Here is a 25,726-nt window from a genome sequence, read left to right as displayed (position 1 = left end):
GCCGCCGCAGCGCCCGCAGGTTTGCACGTCCATGTTGAACACGCGCTTGAGGCGTTGCGCCCACGTCATGGAACGACGGCGTTCTTCCAGGGTGCGATCATCGGCACGGGCGTCGGCTTGCGCCGCTGCGGCGCCCGCGTTCGCCGCGCCCTTGTCCCGTCCCGCCGTCGTGAGTTGCGCGCGCAGGTTCGCGTTCGGCGCGAACACGCCGGGGAAGCGCGTCAGGTGCGCGCATGGCGGCGGCACCCGCGCGGCCAGACGCGCGAGGAATTCCACTGGCTCGAAGACGACATGCGGGGTGCCGTCGCGCCACGGCGTCTTGAGCGCGTAGCGCACCGGGCCTTGCGTGGTGAGTGCGATGCGTTTCTCCGCAATCGCCGGACGCGTGATGTAGCGGCACAGGCGTTCGAGCTTGCCGCTTTCGTGATCGCTGGCCGATACGCCCGCGTGCAGCGAGAAGCCTCTGCCGATGCTGCCTTGCTGAACGCGCGCGCATTGCAAAAGCCGCGCGAGTAGACCACAGTCAGCGTCCCTCATCGCATTCGCACCGGCCGCGCGCGACGCCCATGTCCGCCAAGACCCTGACCCTGATCGACGGCTCCGGCTACCTGTTCCGCGCGTTCCACGCGCTGCCGCCGCTGAGCAACCGCAAGGGCGAGCCGACCGGCGCGCTGTTCGGCGTGTTCAACATGCTGCGCGCGACGCTGAAGGCAAAACCCGACTACGTCGCCTTCGTCGTCGACGCCTCGGGACCGACGTTCCGCGACGAGCTTTACTCCGACTACAAGGCGCACCGGCCGCCGATGCCGGACGACCTGCGCGCGCAGATCGAGCCGATGCTGCGGCTCGTCGCCGCGCTCGGCATTCCGATCCTGCGCGAACAGGGCGTCGAGGCCGACGACGTGATCGGCACGCTGGCGACGCAGGCGGCGAAGCAGGGCATCGACGTCACCGTCTCGACCGGCGACAAGGACATGGCCCAGCTCGTCGACGCGCACGTCAAGCTGGTCAACACGATGACCAACACGACGCTCGAGGAGGCCGGCGTCGTCGACAAGTTCGGCGTGCGCCCCGACCAGATCGCCGACTACCTCGCGCTGATGGGCGATGCGGTCGACAACGTGCCCGGCGTGGAGAAATGCGGACCGAAGACGGCGGCGAAATGGCTGGCCGAGTACGGCACGCTGGACGGCGTGATCGCGAACGCCGACAAGGTCGGCGGCAAAATCGGCGAGAACTTGCGCCGGGCACTCCCGCAGTTGCCGCTGTCACGCACGCTGACGGTCATCAAGACCGATGTCGCGCTGGCGGAAAAGCCGGCCGATCTTGTGATGCGCGACGCCGATACGGAAACGCTGCGCGAGCTGTACACGCGCTACGAGTTCAATGCGGCGCTGAAGGAACTGGAGGCTGCCGCGCCAGCCGCGGATGCGGTGAGTCGATCCAGTTCTTCGGGCATGGATGAAAACCGCTCCGAAAACAGCAAGAGCAATGAGCAAGAGCTGGATTTCCGCCTGCGCGGGAATGACGAGCAAAGGCAAGAGCGGGACGAGCAGAAACAGTTCGATCTTGTGCTGACGCAATCCGATTTCGACGCCTGGCTGCGACGCCTCGAAGCCGCCGAACTGATCTGTATCGATACCGAAACGACGAGCCTCGACCCGATGCGCGCCGAAATCGTCGGCGTCTCGTTTTCGGTCGAGCCGGGCCGGGCTGCCTATGTACCGCTTGCGCACGACTATCCGGGAGCGCCCGCGCAGCTCGACCGCGGCGCGGTGCTCGAAGCACTGGGTCCGCTTCTGGAAAATGCGAAAAAGTATAAATTGGGCCAGCACGCCAAGTACGACATGAACGTGCTGTCGAACTACGGCATCGCCATGCAGGGCGTGCGCTACGACTCTATGCTCGAATCCTACGTGTGGAATTCCTCGGGCAACCGCCACGACATGGACACGCTGGCGAAGAAATACCTCGGCGTCGACACGATCCACTACGAGGACGTGGCCGGCAAGGGCGCCAAGCAGATTCCGTTCTCGCAGGTCGACGTGCGCCGCGCCGCCGACTATGCGGCCGAGGACGCCAACATCACGCTGCGCCTGCACGAGGCGCTGTGGGCCAAGCTCGAGACCGTGCCGACGCTGCAAAAGGTGTTCGACGAAATCGAAATGCCGCTCGTGCCCGTGCTCGCGCGCATGGAGCAGACCGGCGTGCTGATCGACGTCGGCAAGCTGAAGAAGCAGAGCGCGGACCTGAGCAAGCGCCTGCTCGAACTGCAGCAGCGCGCCTACGACGTCGCCGGCCGCCACTTCAGCCTCGACTCGCCCAAGCAGTTGCAGGCGTTGCTCTACGACGAATTGAAATTGCCCGTGTCGATCAAGACGCCGACCGGCCAGCCGTCGACCAACGAGGAAGCGCTCGAAGCGCTCGCGCACCAGCACGAACTGCCGCGCCTGATCCTCGACTATCGCACCTTGGCCAAACTGCGTTCGACCTACACCGACAAACTGCCGGAGGCGGTCAATCCGCGCGACGGGCGCGTGCACACGAGCTACCACCAGGCCGTCGCCGCGACCGGCCGCCTGTCGTCGAACGATCCCAACCTGCAGAACATTCCGATCCGCACCGACGAAGGCCGACGCATCCGCCAGGCGTTCGTCGCGCCGGAAGGTTTCAGGATTCTCGCCGCCGACTATTCGCAGATCGAACTGCGCATCATGGCGCATCTGTCGGGCGATCCGGGCCTGCTCGCCGCGTTCCACGGCAACCAGGACGTGCACCGCGCGACCGCCGCCGAGGTGTTCGGCGTGCCGCCCGAACAGGTCGACGCGAACCAGCGCCGCGCGGCGAAGGCGATCAACTTCGGCCTGATGTACGGCATGAGCGCGTGGGGCCTCGCGCGCCAGCTCGGCATCGAACGCAGCCAGGCGAACGAGTACGTCAAACGCTATTTCGAGCGCTATCCGGGCGTGCGCGAGTTCATGGAGCGCACGCGCGAACAGGCGCATCGCGACGGCTATGTCGAGACGCTGTTCGGTCGGCGTCTCTATCTCGTCGAGATCCATTCGCGCAACCAGGGCCTGCGCGCGGGCGCCGAGCGCGCGGCGATCAATGCGCCGATGCAGGGCACCGCGGCCGACATCATCAAGCGCGCGATGATCGCGGTCGACGCGTGGCTGCAATCGCGCAAGGGCGAGGCGCGCATGATCATGCAGGTGCACGACGAACTCGTGTTCGAAGTGCGCGAGGGCGCGGCATCGAGGATTTCCGACGGCGTGCGCGAGCGCATGATGCACGCGGCGCAACTCGCGGTGCCGCTGACCGTCGACATCGGCGTCGGCGACAACTGGGACGAAGCGCATTGAAAGACGGAATGGAATGCGTTCCTCCCATGCCGTCATTCCCGCGAATGTTCGCGCAGCGAACGACCGCGCCGGGATGGTGCGAACCAAGCGGGAACGACGAGCGAAGAACCGCAGTCCTTTAACGCAATCTTCGCGATGTCGAAGATGGTCAAGGTCCGCTCCTGGGCAAGCTGTGGCGCGGTCGGTGACAACGCTGCGAGCTGGGCCAGACTCGTCATTCCGGCGAAAGCCGGAATCCAGTGACTTTAAGCTTTCTGGAACGCACTGAACAAGCGAAAGACAGTGGATTCCGGCTTTCGCCGGAAATGGACGAACAAAAGTAGGTGGTGACTCAGTTTGAATTCCCTTCGTGTTGAGCGTAGGCCCGTAAGGGCGAAGTCGAAACGCAGCATGCGCGGCACTTCGATTTCAATCGCTCCGAGAGTTACGCTCAGTGCGAACGGATTACCAAAATTTCAAACTGAGTCACTACTGAACCGCCCCGGGAACGTCGGAGGCTGGTTGGTGTGAGTCAAGCCGCCATCGGCATCTCACGGTGTTGCTGTTGCTGATGATATATCGCTTCGGCTTCCGCCGGCGGTCGGTGTCCGATCGAGGAGAGTAGGCGGTGGTGGTTGAACCAGTTCACCCACGCCAGCGTCGCCATTTCCACGGCTTCCAGGTTCGGCCAGGATCGGCGGTGGATGACCTCGGCCTTGTACAGCCCGTTGATCGTCTCGGCCAGCGCGTTGTCGTAGGAGTCGCCCACGCGGCCGACCGACGGTTCGATGCCGGCCAGCGCCAGCCGCTCGGTGTAGCGGATCGACACGTACTGCACGCCGCGGTCGGAGTGGTGGATCAGGGCTTGCTGCACCGGTCGTCGATCGTGCAGCGCCTGCTCCAGCGCGTCGAGCACGAAGTCCGTGCGCGCCGATCGCGACACCTTCCAGCCGACGATGCGGCGCGCGAACACGTCGATCACGAAGGCCACGTAGACGAAGCCCGCCCACGTCGACACGTAGGTGAAGTCGCTGACCCACAGCGCGTTCGGACGGTCGGCGTGGAACTGCCGGTTGACGCGATCCAGCGGGCACGGCGTGGCCTTGTCGCTGACTGTGGTCTTCACCGGCTTGCCGCGGATCACGCCTTGCAGGCCCAGCCTGCGCATCAGCCGCTCGACCGTGCAGCGCGCCACGCGCACGCCCTCACGCAGTAATTGCCGCCATACCTTGCGCGCGCCGTACACCTGCAGGTTCTCGGCGTAGACGCGCCGGATCGCCTGACACAGGTCGTCGTCACGACGCGCCCGCGCCGAACGTCGATCCGGATGGCGACGTTCCCGCGCGTGGCGGCGGTACGTCGACGGAGCGATCGGCAGCACGCGGCAGATCGGCTCGACTCCATGGATGGCTCGGTGATCGTCGATGAACGCGATCATGGCTTGAACCGGCGGTCGAGCTCCGCCTGGGCAAAATACGCCGACGCCTTGCGCAAGATCTCGTTCGCTTGGCGCAGTTCGCGAATCTCTCGCTCCTGCGCCTTGAGCCGATCACGCTCGGACGTACTCAACCCCTCGCGCCGGCCTTCATCGACCTGCGCCTGCCGCACCCAGCGCCGCAACGTCTCCGACGTGCAGCCCAGCTTGCCGGCCACCGAGGCGATCGTCGCCCATTCCGAGCCGTATTCGGCTTGGTGCTCGCGCACCATCCGCACCGCTCGCTCTCTCACTTCCGCAGAATACTTCGTGTTTGTCATTGCTCCATCCTCTCAAGAGTGGGAGCCTCCGACATACCCGGGGCGGTTCAGATACTACCGGGACTATCCGTGGTTATCACGAAGTAGTCGCAATTGGGTACGATGACACTGGCTTATTGATTCAAAACCAATGGGGTACTAACTGGGGCACTGGCGGATATGGCTATCTGTCTTGGGCAGTAGTACAGCAAGATGTTGTTGAGGCAGATGTTTTTGATAGTGCCTTCGGATATCCCGGACCAACGAATTGGGCTGCTTCTAGTACAGGTGCAACTGCCAGCGCGTCGTCCACCGTCAACTCTTCGTATCCGGTTAGCTCCGTAATTGATGGCGATCGCAAAGGCGCCACGTGGGGTAATGGTGGGGGATGGAATGACGGTACGATAAACGTCTTTCCGGATTGGGTGCAGATAAATTTTGCCGCAATTCACAATATCGCCCAAGTTGTGGTCTATACACTTCAAGATAATTTCCCAAACCCAAGTGATCCCACGGACACGATGACATTTAGTGTATATGGCCTGACTGCGTTTGACGTGCAAATATGGGATGGTTCGTCATGGATTACAGAAGCTTCAGTCGCTGGAAATACACTAGTTAAACGTACCGTAACATTTCCTTCCGTAGCTACCAGTGCCATCCGCATTGTTTGCAATGGTGGGCTGAAAAACTATAGCCGCATAGTCGAAATTGAAGCATACGATGATGGTAATGTCGCTCTTGCAACGCTTGGTGCAACAGTAAGCGCGTCATCAACGCAAAGTAGCGCTTATCCCGCCGGCTCAATCATAAATGGGGATCGTAAAGGAGCCGCTTGGAGCAATGGCGGCGGATGGAACGATGCAACCATGTCGCTTTTCCCGGATTGGATACAGGTAAACTTCAATGGCTCCCAGACGATCAACAACGTTGTGGTTTACACGTTGCAGGATGCGATACACAACCCTATCGAACCCACAGATAGTACAACGTTTACTTTATATGGTTTGACCGCATTTGACGTGCAGACGTGGGATGGTTCGACATGGGTGACGCAAGGCTCAGTCACAGGCAACAATCTAGTGAAACGTCGCGTGGTATTTCCTGCAGTGACTACTACGGCCATTCGAATACTTTGCAATAATGGACTTGCGGGCTACAGTCGTATCGTGGAAGTAGAGGCAACATTGATCAATGGCGCCGTTGCAACAGCGTCATCGAGTTATAGCTCGGCGTATCCGGTTTCTTCCATCATAAATGGTGATCGGAAAGGTATTGCATGGGGCAATGGAGGAGGCTGGAATAGCGCAACATCTGGATCATTCCCTGATTGGGTGCAGATAAATTACAATAGTACAAGAGCCATTGGCAATGTTAGCGTCTACACGCTGCAAGACAACTACTCCAATCCGATAGAACCTACGGATAGCACTACTTTCAGTTTGTTCGGTCTGACCGCATTCGATGTTCAGACCTGGAACGGCACAGCGTGGGTAACCCAAGGTTCCGTTGTCAACAACAATTTGGTCAAGCGCACGGTGTCATTTTCTCCCGTTAGCACCAACGCAATCCGCATCATATGCAATAACGGCCTCAATGGTTATAGTCGTATTGTCGAAGTGGAAGCTTATTGACTTCGTTTTTCCGCACGCAAATAATTGGAGATAAATCATGGCGAAGATTGCCGGACTCATCCTCTTCATCCTGTCCTGCGTTGCGTCGGCACAGGCCGTGGGGCAAATCACTTTCACTCCAGCCAACCCGACATCGAACGATGTCATCGTCGCGACCCTGCCGCCGCAATCCAACGGCTGTCAGTATCCGGTGACCGTTTCCGGGTTCAGTATTTCGATTACGGCGAACTATTGCGGGGGGGCCGGGGCCATACCCATCAGTTCTCCGACCACAACGATCGGCAAACTGCCTGCGGGTACGTACTCGGTCGTTTGGACCACCTCGAGCGGAACCTCCAGTGCGACGTTGACGGTCGCTTACGTCGCTTACCTGGATCCGCGGGCTCCCGCTCTTTCCCTCACGGGAATATTGCTGCTCGTCGGCACGGTCTTGTTGGGTGGATGGGTCATGTTCGACGTCAATAGATATCGAGCGAACGGATAAGTCCGGCAAGACGCAATACCCCGGACCCGAACCCTATCCCCCAATCCCGAGCAATTTTTCGAGCCATGCCGTCCACTCGGCGGCGCGCATCGCGTGCAGCGCATCGACGAGCATCGCCGCATATTGCCCGACGAGGTCGCGGGCATGCGCAGGCATGTCGAGGTAGCGCCCGAACGATGCCGCGGTTTCGGGAAGCGCGCCCAAACGCGTGGTCAGGATGGCGCAACCGCAGCGCATCGCTTCAAGGACGCTGATGCAGGACGTTTCCGGGTAGATCGAAGGATAGGCGAGCGCCGCTGCCGTGCGTATCTCGGTCGCGAGGCGGCTTTGGCCGACCGGACCTGCGCATTCCACGCCGGCCATGGCTGGGCCTGTCGATAGATGCCGGCGAAAGCGGTATCCTGCTCTGCCGCCTGATACGTGGCCATGCCGGGAAAGAGGCGAAGACGCGCCTCGGGAATGGCCGCCCGAATGCGCGCAAAAGCGTGCAGCAGCACGGCCAGCCCGCGAAACGGCGTGCTCGTGTAAACCAGCACGGGCGAATCGCCGGTCTCGAACCAGGGCGGGCAGGGCTCGATCGCCTCGAAACTCGGGGCGGCAGCGTTGCGCAACACCGTCGTGTTCGACGGATCGATCGCGAAGCGATGCAGATAGCCTTTTCGCTGCCGAGTATAGGAAATTCAACTGACCGTCGACATCGGCGTCGGCGACAACTGGGACGAAGCGCATTGAAAGACGGAATGGAATGCGTTCCTCCCATGCCGTCATTCCCGCGAATGTTCGCGCAGCGAACGACCGCGCCGGGATGGTGCGAACCAAGCGGGAACGACGAGCGAAGAACCGCAGTCCTTTAACGCAATCTTCGCGATGTCGAAAATAAAGTAATTTTCATGTCGCTGCCGGCGCGCGGAACGGCCCGCGCAACTGCCTGATTTTCCAGCCGATGAATAAAAACTAAACCGAAAAGGTTAATTTTTCGGTTTGGCTTGAACTTCCCTCCCTCCAACCATAACTAAATCGACGGTGCACGCAACGGCACCACGGCTGGCCCACCTCCCTGGGTTCAGCCCTCGAAGGCCGATCCCTCCCCAGATCCGCCTTCGGACCCGGCCCCGAGAGTTCCCCCTAAACTCTCGGGGCTTTTTTTCGCCCGCAAAATCACGTCGCACCCCGGCGCAAAGGATGCAGGGCTTCGATCTTGACGGCGATCGAAGCGGCCACATCGCCGGATGCACGACTCATCTGCGCCAGGGCCCGGCAGGATTCGGCGGTACGCGAATCGTCAAGCAACAGGCGCAAGGTGCGCGTCCACGCAGACGGATGCGCCGTCGGCGCGATGCACGCGGCGACGCCAAGTCCGCACGCCCGCGCCGCGTTGTCGTGCTGGTCGTGCGCGAACGGCGTGATCAGCTGCGACACGCCGGCATGCAGGCATTGCGCAACCGCCATGATGCACGAAGCCGCACAGTCTCGGCAGCAGCAGGTCGAACGGCACGTAGCGCGCGTGGTGGGCGAAATCCGGCAATGTCGCTGGCAACTGGTCGCGGTAAGGCGTGACCAGCACGGCCCGCAGGCCGAGCGTTTCGCAAGCTGCCAGTGCGCGCTCGAACAGCGGCCGTCCGTGCGCCATCGCCGAGCCCGGCGTGAGACCGAGTGGCGACGGGCCGGCCTGCAAGAAGGTTTCGAGCGCGGGATCGAGCCTCGTGCCGTCGTTCGCATTCCAACGCGGAAAGCCGGTCGTGACGCTGTGCGCGGGCCAGTCCGCCTGCGGTGCGGCGAACCAGTCGGGAAACGCACCGATCACGAGATCGGGCGAATTTTCCCAGTCGCTCACGACGCGGCGCACCGGCGGCAGGCCGATCTGCGCGCGAAACGCGTTGAGGCCGGGCAGGATGGGCGGGTCGATCCCGTATTTCTCGACGAAGCGCTGTGCGGCGCGCACACACCAGGCCGGCATATGGCGGAACCACGCCATGCCCGGCCAGCGTGGCGGATCGATGGCGGAGAACATCAAGCTCGGCGCAAGGTGCACGGTCGCACCGGGCGTGCCGGTCTTTTCCTGCACGCAACGGCTGCTCCAGGCCAGCGTGCTGCCAATCAGGACGGTGTCGGGCGCGAGGCGTTCGAGTATCCGCTCGTAGCCTTCGCGCAGGCGACGCAGGACCAGATTCATCGCTACCGCGAAACCGCGCCGCGGATGCCACAGGTCGGGATTCGCGGCGCCTTCCTCGTAATCCGCGTCCGTGCCGATCGGCACGAAATCGAGGCCGGCTGCAACGACGCGCGGGCGGAAATACGGCGAGGTCAGCAACTCGACACGATGGCCACGCGCTTGCAAGGCGCGACCAATGGCGAGAAACGGATGGACATCGCCGGCGCTGCCGACACAGGTGATGAGTGCGTGCATCGCTTCAACCCGACATGGACGGCTTTTTATCCGTTCTCCCCGAGTCCTTCGACAAGCTCGGGACAGGCCGCGCGCCGAAGATGCGGGGCCTGGACTTGAAAAGCGCCTCGACTCCGCTTGCGAGGCACGCTTCGCCCGGCGCGAACGGACGCTGCTACAGATGCCTGATGAGTTCGTCGCCGAACTGCGAGCACTTCACTTCGGTGGCGCCATCCATCAGGCGCGCGAAGTCGTAGGTGACCTTCTTCGCCGCGATCGCCTTGTCCATCGCCGAAATGATCGCGTCGGCCGCCTCGGTCCAACCCAGGTAACGCAGCATCATCTCGCCCGAGAGGATGACCGAACCCGGGTTAACCTTGTCGAGGTTGGCGTATTTCGGCGCGGTGCCGTGCGTTGCCTCGAACACGGCGTGACCGGTGAGGTAGTTGATGTTGCCGCCCGGCGCAATGCCGATGCCGCCGACCTGCGCGGCGAGCGCATCGCTCAAGTAATCGCCGTTGAGGTTGAGCGTGGCGATGACGTCGAACTCGTCCGGGCGCGTCAGCACCTGCTGCAGGGTGATATCGGCGATCGCGTCCTTGATCAGCACCTTGCCCGCGGCGAGCGCGGCCTTCTGCTCGGCGTTCGCGGCGGCTTCGCCCTGCGCGGCCTTGGTCTTTTCCCAGGTTTCCCAGGTGTAGGTCTGGTTCGGGAAGAACTTCTCGGCGACCTCGTAGCCCCAGTTGCGAAACGCGCCCTCGGTGAACTTCATGATGTTGCCTTTGTGCACGATCGTCACCGACTTGCGCTTGTTCTTGACCGCATAGGCGATCGCGCTGTGGACGAGGCGCTCGGTGCCGAGCTTGCTCACCGGTTTGATGCCGATGCCGACCTCGACACCGACTTCGCGCGGCGGCGCACCGACCGCTTCGAGCTGCTTCTGCCACGCCTGCGACTTGGTCAGCGTGCCGAAGCGGATCTTGTCGAACGCCTTCGGGTCGTTCTGCGCGATGAAATCGAGGATCTTCTGCGCGCCTTCGCTGCCTGCGGCGTATTCGATGCCGGCGTAGATGTCCTCGGTGTTCTCGCGGAAGATCACCATGTCGACCTTCTCGGGCGTCTTCACCGGCGAGGGCACGCCCTTGAACCAGCGCACCGGGCGCAGGCAGACGTAGAGGTCGAGCATCTGGCGCAGGGCGACGTTGAGCGAGCGGATGCCGCCGCCGACCGGCGTGGTCAGCGGACCCTTGATCGAGACGAGATAGTCGCGGCAGGCGTCGACGGTCGAGTTCGGCAACCAGGTGCCGAACTGGTTGTTCGACTTCTCGCCGGCGAACACTTCGAGCCAGTGGATTTTCTTCTTGCCGCCGTAGGCTTTGGCCACCGCCGCGTCGAGCACGCGCACCGAGGCGCGCCAGATGTCGGCGCCGGTGCCGTCGCCTTCGATGAACGGGATGATCGGATTGTCCGGGACGTTGAGCCTGCCGTCCTGGATCGAAATCTTGGCGCCGCCGGCGGGTGCGGTATAGGTGGGTTCGGCCATGGGCTGCTCGCGTTTTCGGGTGGACGAGAAAGGCGTGCAAGCGTATCAGGAACACACACCGGTCCGCTGCGCTCCCGATGTCGGAAGCGCAGGATCAATCGACGCGCCGCATGCCCGGCGCGCTCCTTCACGCTCAGCCGGCGAGCGTCGCCAGCGCCGCGTTGAAGGTCGCGCTCGGCCGCATCACCGCATGGGTCTTGTCCGCGTCGGGCAGGTAGTAGCCGCCGATGTCGGCCGGCTTGCCTTGCACGGCCGCGAGTTCGTCCACGATTTTCGTTTCGCCGGCGGCCAGGGCATCGGCCAACGGTTTGAAACGGGAGGCGAGTTCGCCGTCCTCGGTCTGCGCGGCCAGCGCCTGGGCCCAGTACAGCGCCAGGTAGAAATGGCTGCCGCGGTTGTCGAGCTGTCCGGTCTTGGGGCTGGGCCCCTTGTTGTTGTCCAGCAGCTTGCCGGTGGCGGCGTCCAGCGCCCGGGCCAGCACCTTGGCCTTGGCGTTGTTGTTCTTGATGCCGAGTTCCTCCAGGCTCACCGCCAGCGCCAGGAACTCGCCCAGCGAATCCCAGCGCAGATGGTTCTCTTCCACCAGCTGCTGCACGTGCTTGGGAGCGGAGCCGCCGGCGCCCGTCTCGTACATGCCGCCGCCGGCCATCAAGGGCACGATGGAGAGCATCTTGGCCGAGGTGCCCAGCTCCATGATCGGGAACAGGTCGGTCAGGTAGTCGCGCAGGATGTTGCCGGTGGCGCTGATCGTGTCCAGCCCGCGGATCACGCGCTCCAGCGTGTAACGCATCGCGCGCACCTGGCTCATGATCTGGATGTCGAGCCCGGCGGTGTTGTGCTCGTGCAGGTACATCTTCACCTTGGTGATCAGCTGGGCTTCGTGCGGACGGTAGGCGTCCAGCCAGAAAACCACCGGCATGCCCGAATTGCGCGCGCGCGTGACGGCGAGCTTGACCCAGTCGCGGATCGCCGCGTCCTTGACCTGGCACATGCGCCAGATGTCGCCCTGCTCGACGTTCTGGCTCATCAGCACCTCGCCCGTGGCGAGATCGGTGATGTTGGCGACGCCGTCCTCCGGAATCTCGAAGGTCTTGTCGTGCGAGCCGTATTCCTCGGCCTGCTGCGCCATCAGGCCGACGTTGGGCACGGTGCCCATCGTGCGCGGGTCGAAGGCGCCATGCCATTTGCAGAAGTTGATCATCTCCTGGTAGATGCGGGCGAAGGTCGATTCGGGCATCACCGCCTTGACGTCCTTGAGGCGGCCGTCGGCGCCGTACATCTTGCCGCCGCTGCGGATCATCGCGGGCATGGAGGCGTCCACGATGACGTCGTTGGGTGAGTGGAAATTGGTGATGCCCTTGGCGGAGTCGACCATCGCCAGCTCGGGGCGGTGTTCGTGGCAGGCGTGCAGGTCGCGCTTGATCTCGTCCTGCTGGCTCTGCGGCAACGCGGCGATCTTGTTGTAGAGATCGACCATGCCGTTGTTGACGTTCACGCCCAGTTCCTCGAACAGCTTGGCGTGCTTCTCGAAGGCCTCCTTGTAGAAGATCTTCACGCAGTGGCCAAACACGATGGGGTGCGAGACCTTCATCATCGTGGCCTTCACGTGCAGCGAGAACATCACGCCCGTCTTGCGCGCGTCCTCGATCTGCGCCTCGTAGAAGTCCAGCAGCGCCTTCTTGCTCATGAACATCGAGTCGATCACCTCGCGGTCCAGCAGCGAGACCTTGGGCTTGAGCACGAGGGTCTTGCCGCTCCGGGTGATCAGCTCCATCTTCACGTCGCGCGCGCGGTCCAGCGTCATCGATTTCTCGCCGTGGTAGAAGTCGCCGTGGTGCATGTGCGAGACGTGCGAGCGCGAGGCCTGGCTCCACTCGGCCATGCTGTGCGGGTGCTTGCGCGCGTATTCCTTGACGGCCTTGGGCGCGCGGCGGTCGGAGTTGCCCTCGCGCAGCACCGGATTCACCGCGCTGCCGATGCACCTGTTGTAGCGCGCGCTGATGTCCTTTTCCTCCGGGGTCTGCGGATTCTCGGGGAAGTCGGGGACTTTGTAGCCCTTGTCCTGCAGTTCCTTGATCGCGGCCTTGAGCTGCGCGACCGAGGCGCTGATGTTGGGCAGCTTGATGATGTTGGCCTCGGGCTTGAACGTCAGCTTGCCCAGTTCCGCCAGGTTGTCGGGCACGCGCTGCGCTTCGCTCAGCGCCTCGGGAAACTGGCCCAGAATGCGGCTGGCCACCGAAATGTCGCTGGTCGCCACTTCGATCCCCGCCGGCTTCGCGAAGGCCTGGATGATCGGCAACAGCGAGGCCGTGGCCAGACGCGGTGCTTCGTCGGTGAGGGTGTAGACGATCTTGGAGTTTGTGGCGGTCATGGCGGTTCTCTTGCGGGCTGTTTCGGGTGGCTGAACCGACGCACGCAAGGACGCTGCCCACTGAACGTGCCCCGGCACCAGCGGCTGGGCGTCAGTGTATCAAGTTGCTGCCGGCCCGCGGCACGACAACGCCGGCATCATTGGACCGGAGCGGCGCCGAACCAGTGGTTGGATACGGCCAGCGCGGCCACGTCGCCGACGATGAGCAGCGCCGGCGGGCGCACCTCGAACGCACGCGCGCACTCGACCAGTTCGGCAAGCAGGCCGACGAGCACGCGCTGCTGCGGTCGCGTGCCGTTCTCGACGATCGCGAACGGCGTCGCCGGCGACCAGCCGTCGGCGTAGAGGCTGTCGCGCAACATCGCCGCTTCGGCCACGCCCATGTAGATCGCCAGCGTTTCGCCGACCGACGTCAGGTCGTCCGGTTCGCCTTCGCTGCGCTTGCGGTGCGCGGTGACGAAACGCACGCTTTGCGCATGGTCGCGATGGGTGAGCGGAATGCCGGCATAGGCCGCGCAGGCGATGGCGGCCGTGATGCCCGGCACGATCGTGTAGGCGATGCCGTGCGCACGCAGGAATTCGATCTCCTCGCCGCCGCGGCCGAAGATGAAGGCATCGCCGCCTTTCACGCGCACGACGCGGCGGCCGCGGCGCGCTTCGGCGAGCATGCGTTCGTTGATCTGCGCCTGCGGCGTGTGATGCTTGCCGACGATCTTGCCGACGTCGATGCGTTCGGCGTCGCGGCGCGCGAGGTCGAGCACTTCGGCGCTGACCAGGCGGTCGTGCAGGATCACGTCGGCTTCGTTCAAGGCGCGCAGTGCGTTGAGCGTGATCAGGCCCGGATCGCCGGGTCCGGCGCCGACGAGCGTGACGGAGCCGGAATTCGTGATTCGTGATTCGTGATTCGTTGGCGGCGGCGTCTCTGACAGCGCGCGATCCAGTGCCGCTTCGGCGTCGGCGTCGCGCTGCTGCCGGAGCAATTGCGCCACGTCTCCGCGCAATACGCGTTCGTAGAAGCGACGGCGATCCTCCACGCGAGCGAAGCGTGCACGGATGCGCGCGCGCGTCCGCGCGAGCAATGCGCCCAGTGCGCCCCACGAGGCGTCGAACAGCGTCTCGATGCGTTCGCGCGCGAACCGCGCGAGCATCGGCGCGGCGCCACCCGTGGAAATCGCGATCGTCAACGGCGAACGGTCCACGATCGACGGCACCTGGAACGTGCACAGCAGCGGATCGTCGACGACGTTGACGAAGACGCGGCGCGCGGTCGCCGCGGCGGCGACGCGCGCGTTCAGGACGCGGTCGTCCGTCGCGGCAATCGCGAGCCAGCAGCCGTCGAGCTGCGTTTCGTCGAACGCCGCGGCGCAATGGCGCACGTTTCCGGCTTCGATCCACTTGCCGAACAGCGCCGTCACCGCGACCGCGGCGACGTCGATCCGCGCGCCCGCAGCGAGCAGCAGCGCGGCCTTGCGTTCGGCCACCGTACCGCCACCGACGATCAGAACGCGGCGATCCTTGAGATCGGCGAACAGAGGAAACAGATGCATCGGAAAATCGCGGTCCGGCTTGCGTTCGAGGTCGAATATCTTACCCCGGAGCGGAACGCGGATTTTTCACATCTTCCGTCTGCGCCGCGGCGCCGGCCTATGCGTGGCCGCCGTTCTGCTCCGCCTGCGCCAGCGCCGCCTCGGTCTGCTCACGCGACTCGAGCTTGTCGCCGAGCAGGCGACGCACGACGATGTAGAAGATCGGGATGAACAGCACGCCGAAGAACGTGGCGAACAGCATGCCGCCGATGACGCCGGTGCCGATCGCATGGCGCGCGTTGGCGCCGGCGCCGGTCGAGATCGCGAGCGGCAGCACGCCGAGGATGAAGCAGAAGCTGGTCATCAGGATCGGCCGCAGGCGCAGGCGCGCGGCGTCGACCACGGCCGCGCCGAGCGGGCGGCCGCGGCGCTGTTCGTCGACGCAGAACTCGACGATCAGGATGGCGTTCTTCGCGGCGAGCGCGATGATCGTGAGCATGCCGACCTTGAAGTACACGTCGTTGGCGAGGCCGCGCAGCATCGTCGCCGCAAGCATGCCGGTGAGGCCGAGCGGCACGACCAGCATCACCGCCACCGGGATCGACCAGCTTTCGTACAGCGCGGCCAGGCACAGGAACACGATGAAGGCCGACAGCGCGATCAGGATCGGCGCCTGATTGCCCGAGATGATTTCCTGCAGGGACTGGCCGGTCCACGAATAGCCGAAGCCCTGCGGCAGCTCGGCGGCGATGATGTTCTGCATCGCCGTCATCGCCTCGCCCGAACTCTTGCCCGGCGCGGGCGAGCCGTTGACCTCGATCGCCGAATTGCCGTTGTAGCGCACCAGGCTTGGCGAGCCCATCGACCATTTCGTGCGCACGACGTTGGAAATCGGGATCATCTGCGTCGAGCCGCTGCTGCTGGCGCCGGAACCCGGCACGTAGAAATGGTCTAGCGCGTCGGGATTCATGCGGTACGGCGCGTCGGCCTGCATGTTCACGCGCAGCACGCGGCCCTGATAGAAGAAGTCGTTGACGTAGACCGGCGCGAGCATGAGCTGGATGGCCGTATAGACGTCCGTAAGGCTCAGGCCCATCGACTGCGCCTGCACGCGGTCGACGTTCATCTCGAGCTGCGGCGTGTCGGGCAGGCCGTTGGGGCGCACCTGGGTCAGCTTGTCGGATTCCTGCGCGGCCTTCTGCAGCAGCACGCCGAGCGCGCCGGTCAACGCCGCGTGGCCGGCGCCGGTGCGGTCTTCGAGATACATGTCGAAGCCGCCGAACTGGCCCAGGCCCTGGATCGTCGGCAGGTTGATGACGAACACCTGCGCGTCCTTGATGCCCATGTAGAAGGCGCCGTTCAGCTGCTTGATCAGCGTCGCCGCGACGTCCTTGCGCTCGTCCCACGGCTTGAAGCGGATGAAGCCCATGCCGACGTTCTCGGCCTGACCGAGAAAGCTGAAGCCGGCCACGGTGATGATGCCGTCCACGGCCGGATTCTTGCGCGCGATGGTCTGCACCTGGTCCATCACCTCGTTGGTGCGGTCGATCGAGGTACCCGGCGGCAATTGCACGATGGTCATGGCATAGCCCTGGTCCTCCTCGGGCAGGAAGCTGCCCGGAATGCGCCAGAACAGGAAACCGCAGACCAGCAGCACGACCGCGAACACGCCCATCCACAACGGTACGTGGCGGATCGCGCCGCGGATATGGCCGGTGTAGGTGTTCTGCGTCCAGTCGAAGGTCTTGTTGAACCAGCGGAACAGCGCATTCTTGTTCGTCGCGTGCGCGGGCCGCAGCAGGCTCGCGCACAGCGCCGGCGTGAAGGCGAGCGCGAGGAAGGCCGAGAACAGCACCGACAAGGCGATCGTCAGCGCGAACTGGCGGTATATCGCGCCGACCGAGCCCGATTGCATCGCGCTCGGGATGAATACGGCGGCGAGCACCACGGCGATCGCGACGACGGCGCCGGAGATCTGGCTCATCGCCTTGCGCGTCGCCTCTTTCGGCTCGAGGCCTTCCTCGGCCATGATGCGCTCGACGTTCTCGATCACCACGATCGCGTCGTCGACGACGATGCCGATCGCCAACACCATGCCGAACAGCGAGAGCTGGTTGATCGTGAAGCCGACCATCCACATGCCGAGGAAGCCGCCGAGCAGGGCGACCGGGATCACCAGCATCGCGATCATCGTCATGCGCAGGTTCTGCAGGAACACGAGCATCACGATGAACACGAGGATGATGGCCTCGATCAGCGTCTCGACGACCTCCTTCACCGAGATGGCGATGAAATCGGTGGTGTCGTAGGGCGCGAACCACGACACGCCGCGCGGGAAGCTGGTGGAAAGCTCGTCCAGGCGCGCCTTCACGGACTTGGAGACCTCGAGCGCGTTGGCGCCGGTCTGCAATTGCACGGCGAAACCGGCGACCGGCTGGCCGTTGTAATGCACGTTGTGACCATAGCTGAACGGACCGAGCTCGACGCGCGCGACATCCTTCAGGCGCACCGCCGTGCCATCGCTGTTGGCACGCAAGATGATGTTCTGGAATTGCTCGGGCGTCGAGAAGCGGCCTTCGGCGATCACGGTCGCGTTGAAACTGTTGCCGGGCACCGCGGGCTCCGCGCCGAGCGAGCCGGCCGCGATCTGCACGTTCTGGCCCTGCACGGCGGCGAGCGCCTGCGCGGCCGACAGGTTGTAGCCGTGCAGCTTGTCGGCATCGAGCCAGATGCGCATCGCGTATTCGGAACCGAACTGCATCACCTGGCCGACGCCGACGACGCGCTGGATCGGATCGAGCACGCGCGAGGCGAGCAGGTTGTTGAGCGCGTAGGAATCCAGCGAGCCGTCCTCGGACTTCAGCATACCGACCATCAGGAAGCCGGAGTTGGCCTTGGCGACGACGATGCCCTGTTGCACCACCTCGCTCGGCAGGCGCGGCTGCGCGAGTGAGACCTTGTTCTGCGTCTGCACCTGGGCGATGTCGGCATTGGTGCCGGGCTGGAAGGTCAGCGTGATCGTCGCGCCGCCGGTCGCGCTCGAGGTCGAGCTGAAATACATCAAATTGTCGATGCCGGTGAGCTGCTGCTCGATGATCTGGGTGACGGTCTTTTCCACCGTATCCGCGTTGGCGCCCTGGTAACTCGCGCCGATCACCACCTGCGGCGGCGCGATGCTCGGATACGACTCGATGCCGAGCGAGCGGATCGCGATGACGCCGCCGAGCGAGATCAGGATCGCGATCACCCAGGCGAAGATCGGACGGTCGATGAAGAAATTGGGCATGGCGTGGAATTCCGCGTCTTGGCCGGGGGATGTCGATCAGTGCGCGACGACCGGTGCGGCGGCGCCCGGTGCCTGCGGCTGCCACGGCGACGCCTTGACCGGCGCACCGGGTTTCACCTTGATCACGCCGGACACGACGATCTGGTCGCCGTCGGCGAGACCGTCGGTGACGATCCAGTTCGCGCCGAGCAGGCGGTCCGCCGTGATACGTTTTTCCTCGGCCTTGCCGTCGGCGCCGACGACGAACACGTACGGGCCGTTCGCGTCGCGCTGCACCGCGATCTGCGGGACAAGCCATGCGTGCACGAGTTCGCCCATCGACAGGCGCACGTTGACGTACTGGCCCGGCAGCAGGCGGTGATCGGCGTTCGCCACCGTGGCGCGCAGGGTCACCGCACCGGTCGCCGGATCGACGGCGGTGTCGGAAAAATCGAGCGTCCCGGCCATGCCGTTCGGGCTGCCGTTCGCGTCGAGCAGTTCGACCTTGGCCTTGTCCTGCTCGGCGAGCCTGACGCTGCCCTTGGCCGCCGCCTGGCGCAGCGCGTCGATCTGGCCCACCGCCTGGCTGAAATTCACGTAGATCGGATCGATCTGTTCCACCGTGGTCAACAAGGTCGCGTCGGACTGGCCGACCAGCGCGCCTTCGGTCACCTGCTGCTGGCCCGAGCGGCCGGAGATCGGCGCGGTCACGTTGGCGTAGCCGAGATTGATCCGCGCCGTCTCGACGCTCGCCTGCGCCTGCTGCACGGCCGCGGCCGAGGTGCGCTCGGCGGCGATCGCGTTGTCGACGTCGCTTTTCGACAGCAGGCCCTTGGCGCCGACCGCACGCGCGCGCTCGGCGGCAACGTGGTTGTTCGTGTAGGTCGCCTGCGCGGCGGCGAGGTTGGCCAGTTGCACGTTGAGCGCGGCGCGCAGCGGCGCCGGATCGATCTGGAACATCGGCTGGCCGACCGATACGTCACTGCCCTCGGTGTAGACGCGCTTGAGCAGCACCCCGGCGACGCGCGCGCGCACGTCCGCGCTGCGCGTGGCGGACAGGCGCCCGACCAGGTCCTGCGTCAACGGCACGTTTTCCGACTTGGCCGCGACGACGCCGACTTCGGGCGGCGGCGGCATCTGCTGCTGCGGTTGGGAGGAGTTGCCGCAGCCGGCAGCGAGCGCGATGGCTGCCGCGAGAAACAGGGGGCGCACGGAGATCGGGGGCATGGAAGCCTCGTAACGGGTTGAACAACAAGGGGCAAACCACGAAGCTTGCGCAAATTCGGCGCAAAGGCAAGCCTGTCGGCGACTATTATTGTACTGTCTAGTATACAAGAAACGCCGCGCAACCGTATCGGTCGAAAGTCACGCCGCCGCGGCCGCGTCCCTGCACGGTTTCAGTGGCGGTGCCCTGCGGCCAGATATTCGCGGCTCTGCATCTCGATCAACCGGCTTTCGGTGCGCGCGAATTCGAACTTCAGGCGTCTGCCGCGGTACAAATCGGGAATCGGCACGGCGGCCGAGAGCACGAGGTTGACGCCGCGGTCGTAGAACTCGTCGACGAGGTTGACGAAGCGGCGTGCCGCGTCTTCGCTCGCCGAATGGTCGACGAATTGCGGCACGCCGGAAACGAGCACGGTATGGAAACTCTTGCCGATCTCGATGTAGTCGGCCACCGCGCGCGGACCTTCGCACAGCGATGCGAAGTCGAACCAGATCGCGCCGTCGGCCTGTCGTTTCACCGGGATCGCGCGGTCGTTGATTTCGATGGATGCCGGGGTTGGGGATTCGGGATCCTGCGTTCGCGAAACGTCGGCGAACACGTGCGCAAGCCGTGCTTCGGCCGCCGCGCTGAGCGGCGCGAAGTAGACGCCGGCCTGGGTCAGCGTGCGCAGGCGGTAGTCCTGCTGTGCGTCGAGGTTGACGATCTCGCAGTTCTTTTCGAGCAGGTCGATCGCGGGCAGGAAGCGCTCGCGCTGCAGGCCGTCCTTGTACAACTCCTTCGGCGCGATGTTCGAAGTCGCGACCAGGGTAACGCCGCGCGCGAACAGGTGCCTGAGCAGGTTGCCGAGGATCATCGCATCGCCGATGTCGCTGACGAAGAACTCGTCGAGGCAGAACGCGCGCGCCTCGGCGGCGAAATGCGCGGCGACCGCGACAAGCGGATCCTCATGCCCTTTGAGCCGATTCAGCTCGACATGCACTTCCTGCATGAAGCGATGGAAGTGACGGCGCAGCTTGGCCTCGAACGGCAGCGATTCGAAGAACAGGTCGACGAGAAACGTCTTGCCGCGCCCGACCGAACCGTAGAGATACAGCCCGCGCACGGGCGGCGTCGCGCGCAGGCGCTGCCACCATTTGGTCTTTTCCGCCGCGATCAGCTCGGCCGCGATGCAGTCGAGAGGCCCGAGCACGGCGCGCTGCGCGGGATCGTCCTCCCAGCGTCCCTCGGCGACGCCTTGGGTATAAAGCGCGCTGGGCGTTTTTCCCTTCTCCCCCCGGGAGAAGGTGCCGCGAAGCGGCGGATGAGGGTCCGGTCTCGAAGAAACGTCGTTAGCCACCCGAACCCTCACCCCAACCCCTCTCCCGGTGGGAGAGGGGCTCTATCAATGGCGGCAGGTTCGCACGCACGTGCTCCTGCACGAGCGTGCGCAGCTCGATCAGGCGGCCGTGGAAAAAATGGCCCGTATCCGCCACCTTGACCAGATCGGGCGGCGGCACGATCTGCGCGGCGAAGGCGTACACCTCCCGCGGCGGCACCACGTCGTCGGCCTCGCCCTGCACGATCAGCCACGGGCAGGCCGGCGCCGCCGGTCCGCCTGTGTGGAAGCGCTTGACCGCAGGCGCAATCGTGATGAGCTGCGCCGTCTCGCGCAGTGCCTCCACGCGCATCGCCACGTAGCCGCCGAACGAGAAGCCGGCCATCCACAACGCCGCCTGCGGACGCACGCGCCGCACCCAGTCGGCGACCGCCAGCGCGTCGTCGACTTCGCCGCGCGCATGGTCGTACTCGCCAGCCGACTTGCCGACGCCGCGGAAATTGAAGCGCACGGTGGCCAGGCCGAGTTGGCGCAGCGCGCGTTCCAGCGTGGTCACGACCTTGTTCGTCATCGTGCCGCCCTGGACCGGATTCGGATGGCAGATGACCGCGGTGCCCGCGCGCGCCGCAGCGGCCGACGGCGCATCGGTCGCGACTTCGAGCGCGCCGGCGGGGCCGGGAAGCACGAAAGTCGCCGCCGTCTCGGGAAAATGTTCGGGTGCGTTCATGGGGTTGCGAATGATACCGGATGCCCGCATCGTGCCGGGATGAACCATCTCGCGCACGTTCTGCTCGCCGGGTCCAACATCGACATGCAACTCGGCGGTCTGCTCGCGGATTTTTGGCGCGGCGCGCCCGATCCCGCGTGGCGCGAGCGCGTACGCGCGGGCTTGGCGCTGCATCGCAAGATCGACGCCTACACGGACAACCATCCCGCCGTGGCGCGACTGCGCAAGCGATTCGAGCCGCCGTTCCGGCGCTATGCGGGCATCCTGCTCGACATTTATTTCGACCATGCGCTCGCGCGGCGTTGGAACGACTACGCGAGCGAGCCTCTCGACGCCGTATCGGAGCGCGCGCTGCGCCTGGTCGATGAAAACCGCGACTGGTTGCCGCCGGACCTGTTGCGCTTCGCGCGCTACATGCACGCCAACAGCCTGTTCGCTGCCTATGCGGAGCGTGCGATGATCGAGCAGGTACTGATCGGCGTCAGTCAACGGCTGCGCCATGCGAATCCACTGGCCGAGGCAGGGCCGGTGCTATGGAAAAACGCGGCTGCGCTCGATGCGGGATTCGCGGAATTCTTCTCGCAGTTGCAGGCGGAGGCTCTGCGCTTGAGGCTGACGCTGCTGCCGCCATCCCTGGAACCTGGACTCCGGCAATCCATGCCGGGGTGAAATAATCGCGCGGTCTTTGGATCAAGAGCTGGATCCCGGATCAGCGTACATCCCTGTGCTGTCCGGGATGAAGGCATCCTGCCTTCACTTCACTTGCGTCAGGATCCACTCCACCGTGGCTTTGACCTGCGCGTCGGTCAGCGACGGATTGCCGCCGCGCGCCGGCATCACGCCCTTCTTGCCCGTGAAGCCTTCGATCGCGTGCTTGATCAGCGTGTCCTCGCCCTCGGCGACGCGGTCCTTCCATGCCGTCTTGTCGGTGATCAGCGGGGCGCCGGTCGCGGCATTGGTGTGGCAGGTCTGGCAGAGGTTGCCGAAGATCGTCTTGCCGTCGGTCGTGCCGCCGTAGGCCACCTGCGAGGCCGCGGCCTTGGCCGCCGCTTCCTGCGCCGCCGCGAGCGCGGCCTTGCCGGTGTCGCCCGCATAAACGCCGCCCACGGGCGCGATGCGCTGCTGCACTTCCTCGACGCGCGAGGGATTGATCGGCGGCGGATGCCCGGAGTACAGGTACAGCGCCAGACCGATCAGCGCGAACATGACCACTACGAGAAGGCCGATCAGCATCGAGAAATGCTTGAGGAAGGTCCGGTCGGCATCGGTTACGGGATTGGTCACGGGTCAGCACCTGTAGCTTCAATGAGGCCGAAGCGGCCGGAAGAGTCGATGCGCGGCGAAAAAAAGCCCGCGCGAGGCGGCAAAGTATAGCGGCGAGTCCCCGCGCACGGAAGGCAGACTCAGGTCATTCCCCCATTGACCCCGATCACCTGCCCGTTGACGTAACCGGCCGCGTCCGAGCACAGGAATGCGATCAGCGCGGCGACTTCCCCGGGCGTGCCCGCACGCCTCGCGGGCACGATCTGCCGGATCTGCGCCTCCTCGAACGCCGCATCGCTGAGCCTGCCCGCGATCACGCCGGGCGCGACCACGTTGACCGTCACCCCGCGCGAGGCCATCTCGCGCGCCAGCGATTTCGCCGCGCCGTGCAACGCCGACTTCGCCGCCGCGTAGTTCGCCTGACCGCGATTGCCGAGCTGCGCAGCGACCGACGACACCGCGACGATGCGCCCGAACCTGGCGCGCGCCATCGGCAACAGCAACGGCTGTGCCACGTGGAAAAAGCCGTGCAGCGACACGTCGATCACACGATGCCACTGCGCATCGCCCATGCCCGCCAGTGGCGCGTCGTCGTGGATGCCGGCATTGTGCACGAGCACCTCGATAGTCCCCGATTCGAGCAGTTCCGCGAGCGCCGCGCGCGTCGCTTGCGCATCCGCGATATCGAACGCGACGACCTCGCCCGCATCGCCGCGCGCGCGGATGCCGTCGACCACCGCTTGCGCGCGCTCGCGATTCGCATGTGCGTGCGCGTAGACGAAGCAACCCGCGTCCGCGAGCGCCGCGCAGATCGCCGCGCCGATGTCGCCGCTGGCGCCGGTGACGAGGGCACGGCGCGGTCGGGCATTCGTTTCGTTGTTCGACATGCAGACATTCTTGCACAGGCCGACATCGGCCAATTAGGCTGCGCGCGAAGAACTTCATGCCCGGAAATGCCCCATGTCCATCCCGATGTACTCCGTCCCGCTCGCGCATCGGCGCACGGAAAACCTGCATATCGTGTTCTGGTTGGCCAAGGACATTTCCTGGTGCCTGATGTGGCGCACGCTCGGCATGGTGATGATCGTGCCGACGCTGGGCGCGGCCATCTGGATCACCTGGCGGGCGCGACGTTTGCGCGAAGATCTCGCGCACAATCTTGCTGTCGTGTTCTGGATCACGGCGAACGCGTGGTGGATGATCGCCGAGTTTTTCGAGTTCGACGAAACCGTGTTGTGGCATGGAACCACGGGGCGCTCGTTCGCGATGATTCCGTTCGGCATCGGCGCGGCGATCCTGGCATGGCATTACCTCGGGCGGATGGCCGGCGCGCAAGGCCGGGCTCGACGGAGACGGGAGTGAAATGGGTCGGGGAGACTCCGACGACGACGGTCATCTCTCTGCCCCTTCCGCTGCGAGTTCGGCCTCGGCCTGTCGCTTGCCGACCACCGAGTGCTTCCGACCCGAGAAGCAGTACCAGGTCAGCACGACCGCTGTCCATATCAGGAACACCAGGATGGTGATCGGGCGCAGATCCTTGATGATCCACAGGCAACCGAGGATCGCGAGCACCGGGATCGCGAGCGGCACCTTGAAACCGCGTTCGAGGTCGGGCTCGCGTCGGCGCAGCACGATCACGGCGACGGCCACCACGATGAAGGCCACCAACGTGCCGATGCTCGTCATCTCGGCGAGGAAGTTGATCGGCAGCACCCCGGCGAGCACCGCGACGATCACGGACACGATGACCGTGTTCGCCACCGGGGTCATGGTGCGGGGGTTGACCTTCTGGAAGACTTTCGGCGCCATGCCGTCGCGGGACATCGCGAAGAGGATGCGCGTCTGGCCATAGAGCACCACGAGCGTCACGCTGAAGATCGAGATCACGGCTCCGGCGGCCACGAGCGTGCCCGGCCAGGAGGCGCCGACGATGTTCTCGACGATCTGCGACAGGCCGGCCTTCTGTCCCCCGAAATCTTCCGTGGGCTGGGCACCGAGGCTGGCGAGTGCGACCAGAACGTAGACGGTGGTGACGACCACGAGCGCGAAGAGGATGGCGAGGGGGAGGTTGCGCTTCGGATTCTTCGCCTCCTCGCCCGCGGTGGCGATCGCGTCGAGGCCGATGTAGGAGAAGAAGATCATGCCGGCCCCGGCCATGACGCCGTTGAACCCGAAAGGAGCGAACTCGGCGAAGTTATCGACGTTCCAACCCGTGAACGCGATGGCCGCGAAGAAGAGCAGCACGACGATCTTGGTGAGCACCATGATCGTGTTCACGATCACCGACTCCGAAGTGCCGCGAATCAGCAGGGCCATGCAGAGCGCGACGAGCACCACCGCGGGCAGGTTGATCACGCCGCCCTCTTCAGGCGAAACCGAGATCGCGTGCGGCAGCTCGAAGCCGAAGAGGTTGCCCAGCAGCTGGTTCACGTACTGCGACCAGCCGACCGCCACTGCCGCGGTCGAAACGCCGTACTCGAGCAGCAGGCAGCCGGCGACGCCCATCGCCGGCAGCTCGCCGAGCGTCGTGTAGGCATAGGAGTAGGAGGATCCCGAAACCGGCACGCTGCCCGCGAGCTCCGCATAGCAGAGGGCCGAAAGGCCGGCCACGATGGCCGCGATGACGAACGATACGATCACCGCCGGGCCCGCCACGGGGACGGCCTCGGAAAGGATGAAGAAGATGCCGGTGCCGATCGTGCCGCCGATGCCGATGAGGGTCAGCGGGAACAATCCGATCGTGCGTTTGAGGCCGCTCTCGTCATCGTTCCCCTTCGGGATCGGCTTGATCCGGAACAGCTGTCGTTTCAGTGTAGCCATGGCGATACCGGTCTCCTCGGTCGTTCGGCGTAGGGGCGGGCCGGCCCCTTCCGCCCGAGCTTGACGGCCACATGTATCGGCAACGTATCGAT

At 64.6% G+C, this 25,726-nt stretch carries 18 protein-coding genes, 2 pseudogenes and 1 other annotated feature; of the genes and pseudogenes, 5 read left to right on the top strand and 15 right to left on the bottom strand.

The features are described 5' to 3' along the window. Positions 1-462, bottom strand: a pseudogene (locus tag QM741_RS05495) (transposase); the annotation flags it as partial. Positions 463-566: 104 nt separating this feature from the next. Here QM741_RS05495 and polA point away from each other — a divergent pair. Further along, positions 567-3,362 (top strand): DNA polymerase I, encoded by a 2,796-nt coding sequence (polA, locus tag QM741_RS05490; protein ID WP_415206724.1) that lies wholly within the window; start codon positions 567-569, stop codon positions 3,360-3,362. 511 nt (positions 3,363-3,873) lie between these two features. Here the strand turns inward: polA and QM741_RS05485 are convergent. Further along, positions 3,874-5,096 (bottom strand): IS3 family transposase gene (locus tag QM741_RS05485; protein WP_415206723.1). Its coding sequence is split into 2 segments (ribosomal slippage): positions 3,874-4,814 and positions 4,814-5,096, totalling 1,224 coding nucleotides; the frame shifts between segments, so codons are not numbered across the junction. After that, positions 4,705-4,821: a sequence feature (AL1L pseudoknot), on the bottom strand. (Overlaps the previous gene by 117 nt.) A 116-nt stretch (positions 5,097-5,212) precedes the next feature. On the opposite strand from QM741_RS05485, the gene QM741_RS05480 reads away from it, so the two are divergent. Together QM741_RS05480 and QM741_RS05475 are read left to right on the top strand one after the other, a co-directional pair. Further along, entirely contained in the window at positions 5,213-6,709 is a 1,497-nt protein-coding gene (locus QM741_RS05480) for a discoidin domain-containing protein (RefSeq protein ID WP_415206722.1), read from the top strand. Between the two features lie 37 nt (positions 6,710-6,746). After that, a complete protein-coding gene (locus QM741_RS05475; protein WP_415206721.1) occupies positions 6,747-7,193 on the top strand; it encodes a hypothetical protein in 447 nt (148 codons plus the stop codon). A gap of 33 nt (positions 7,194-7,226) precedes the next feature. Here QM741_RS05475 and QM741_RS05470 read toward each other — a convergent pair whose 3' ends face one another. The 10 genes and pseudogenes from QM741_RS05470 to QM741_RS05425 form a co-directional block, all read right to left on the bottom strand. Further along, positions 7,227-8,012, bottom strand: coding sequence for a glycosyltransferase (locus QM741_RS05470; protein ID WP_415206720.1), 786 nt, complete (start codon positions 8,010-8,012; stop codon positions 7,227-7,229). Positions 8,013-8,351: 339 nt separating this feature from the next. After that, positions 8,352-8,492 carry a hypothetical protein gene (locus QM741_RS05465; protein WP_415206719.1) on the bottom strand — a complete coding sequence of 47 codons (141 nt, stop codon included), beginning with the start codon at positions 8,490-8,492 and terminating at the stop codon, positions 8,352-8,354. Then, a complete protein-coding gene (locus QM741_RS05460; protein WP_415206718.1) occupies positions 8,476-9,600 on the bottom strand; it encodes a glycosyltransferase in 1,125 nt (374 codons plus the stop codon). The genes QM741_RS05465 and QM741_RS05460 overlap by 17 nt, the downstream gene beginning before the upstream one ends. 154 nt (positions 9,601-9,754) lie before the next feature. Beyond that, positions 9,755-11,122: an isocitrate dehydrogenase (NADP(+)) gene (icd, locus tag QM741_RS05455; RefSeq protein WP_415206717.1), complete on the bottom strand. Its 1,368-nt coding sequence runs from the start codon at positions 11,120-11,122 to the stop codon at positions 9,755-9,757. 133 nt (positions 11,123-11,255) lie between these two features. After that, entirely contained in the window at positions 11,256-13,493 is a 2,238-nt protein-coding gene (locus QM741_RS05450; RefSeq protein WP_415206716.1) for an NADP-dependent isocitrate dehydrogenase, read from the bottom strand. Positions 13,494-13,630: 137 nt separating this feature from the next. Continuing rightward, positions 13,631-15,040 (bottom strand): siroheme synthase CysG, encoded by a 1,410-nt coding sequence (cysG, locus tag QM741_RS05445; protein WP_415206715.1) that lies wholly within the window; start codon positions 15,038-15,040, stop codon positions 13,631-13,633. Positions 15,041-15,137: 97 nt separating this feature from the next. Further along, on the bottom strand, positions 15,138-18,305 hold the full coding sequence (locus QM741_RS05440; protein WP_415206714.1) for an efflux RND transporter permease subunit: 3,168 nt from the start codon (positions 18,303-18,305) through the stop codon (positions 15,138-15,140). A gap of 36 nt (positions 18,306-18,341) precedes the next feature. Beyond that, positions 18,342-19,511 (bottom strand): efflux RND transporter periplasmic adaptor subunit, encoded by a 1,170-nt coding sequence (locus QM741_RS05435; RefSeq protein ID WP_415206713.1) that lies wholly within the window; start codon positions 19,509-19,511, stop codon positions 18,342-18,344. 170 nt (positions 19,512-19,681) lie between these two features. Then, a pseudogene (zapE, locus tag QM741_RS05430) lies at positions 19,682-20,770 on the bottom strand (cell division protein ZapE); the annotation flags it as partial. A gap of 67 nt (positions 20,771-20,837) precedes the next feature. Continuing rightward, a complete protein-coding gene (locus QM741_RS05425; RefSeq protein WP_415206712.1) occupies positions 20,838-21,551 on the bottom strand; it encodes an alpha/beta hydrolase in 714 nt (237 codons plus the stop codon). Between the two features lie 39 nt (positions 21,552-21,590). Here QM741_RS05425 and QM741_RS05420 point away from each other — a divergent pair, with 39 nt between their 5' ends. After that, the gene (locus QM741_RS05420) at positions 21,591-22,220 is read left to right on the top strand and encodes an ACP phosphodiesterase (protein WP_415206711.1); all 630 of its coding nucleotides are present in this window, start codon (positions 21,591-21,593) and stop codon (positions 22,218-22,220) included. Between the two features lie 84 nt (positions 22,221-22,304). On the opposite strand, the gene QM741_RS05415 is transcribed toward QM741_RS05420, so the two are convergent. Beyond that, entirely contained in the window at positions 22,305-22,784 is a 480-nt protein-coding gene (locus QM741_RS05415; protein WP_415209080.1) for a c-type cytochrome, read from the bottom strand. A gap of 170 nt (positions 22,785-22,954) precedes the next feature. Beyond that, positions 22,955-23,701 (bottom strand): 3-oxoacyl-ACP reductase FabG, encoded by a 747-nt coding sequence (gene fabG, locus QM741_RS05410; protein WP_415206710.1) that lies wholly within the window; start codon positions 23,699-23,701, stop codon positions 22,955-22,957. Positions 23,702-23,774: 73 nt separating this feature from the next. Between fabG and QM741_RS05405 the strand changes: the two genes are divergently transcribed. Then, entirely contained in the window at positions 23,775-24,176 is a 402-nt protein-coding gene (locus QM741_RS05405) for a hypothetical protein (protein ID WP_415206709.1), read from the top strand. Between the two features lie 30 nt (positions 24,177-24,206). On the opposite strand, the gene QM741_RS05400 is transcribed toward QM741_RS05405, so the two are convergent. Then, positions 24,207-25,634 carry an amino acid permease gene (locus QM741_RS05400; protein WP_415206708.1) on the bottom strand — a complete coding sequence of 476 codons (1,428 nt, stop codon included), beginning with the start codon at positions 25,632-25,634 and terminating at the stop codon, positions 24,207-24,209. Positions 25,635-25,726: the final 92 nt, after the last annotated feature.

The sequence above is a fragment of the Rudaea sp. genome, from assembly GCF_047601565.1.
Classification (GTDB): Bacteria; Pseudomonadota; Gammaproteobacteria; order Xanthomonadales; family Rhodanobacteraceae; genus Rudaea.
The sequence above is the reverse complement of the archived record's forward strand: the minus strand, read 5'-3'. Positions and strand labels throughout refer to the sequence as shown.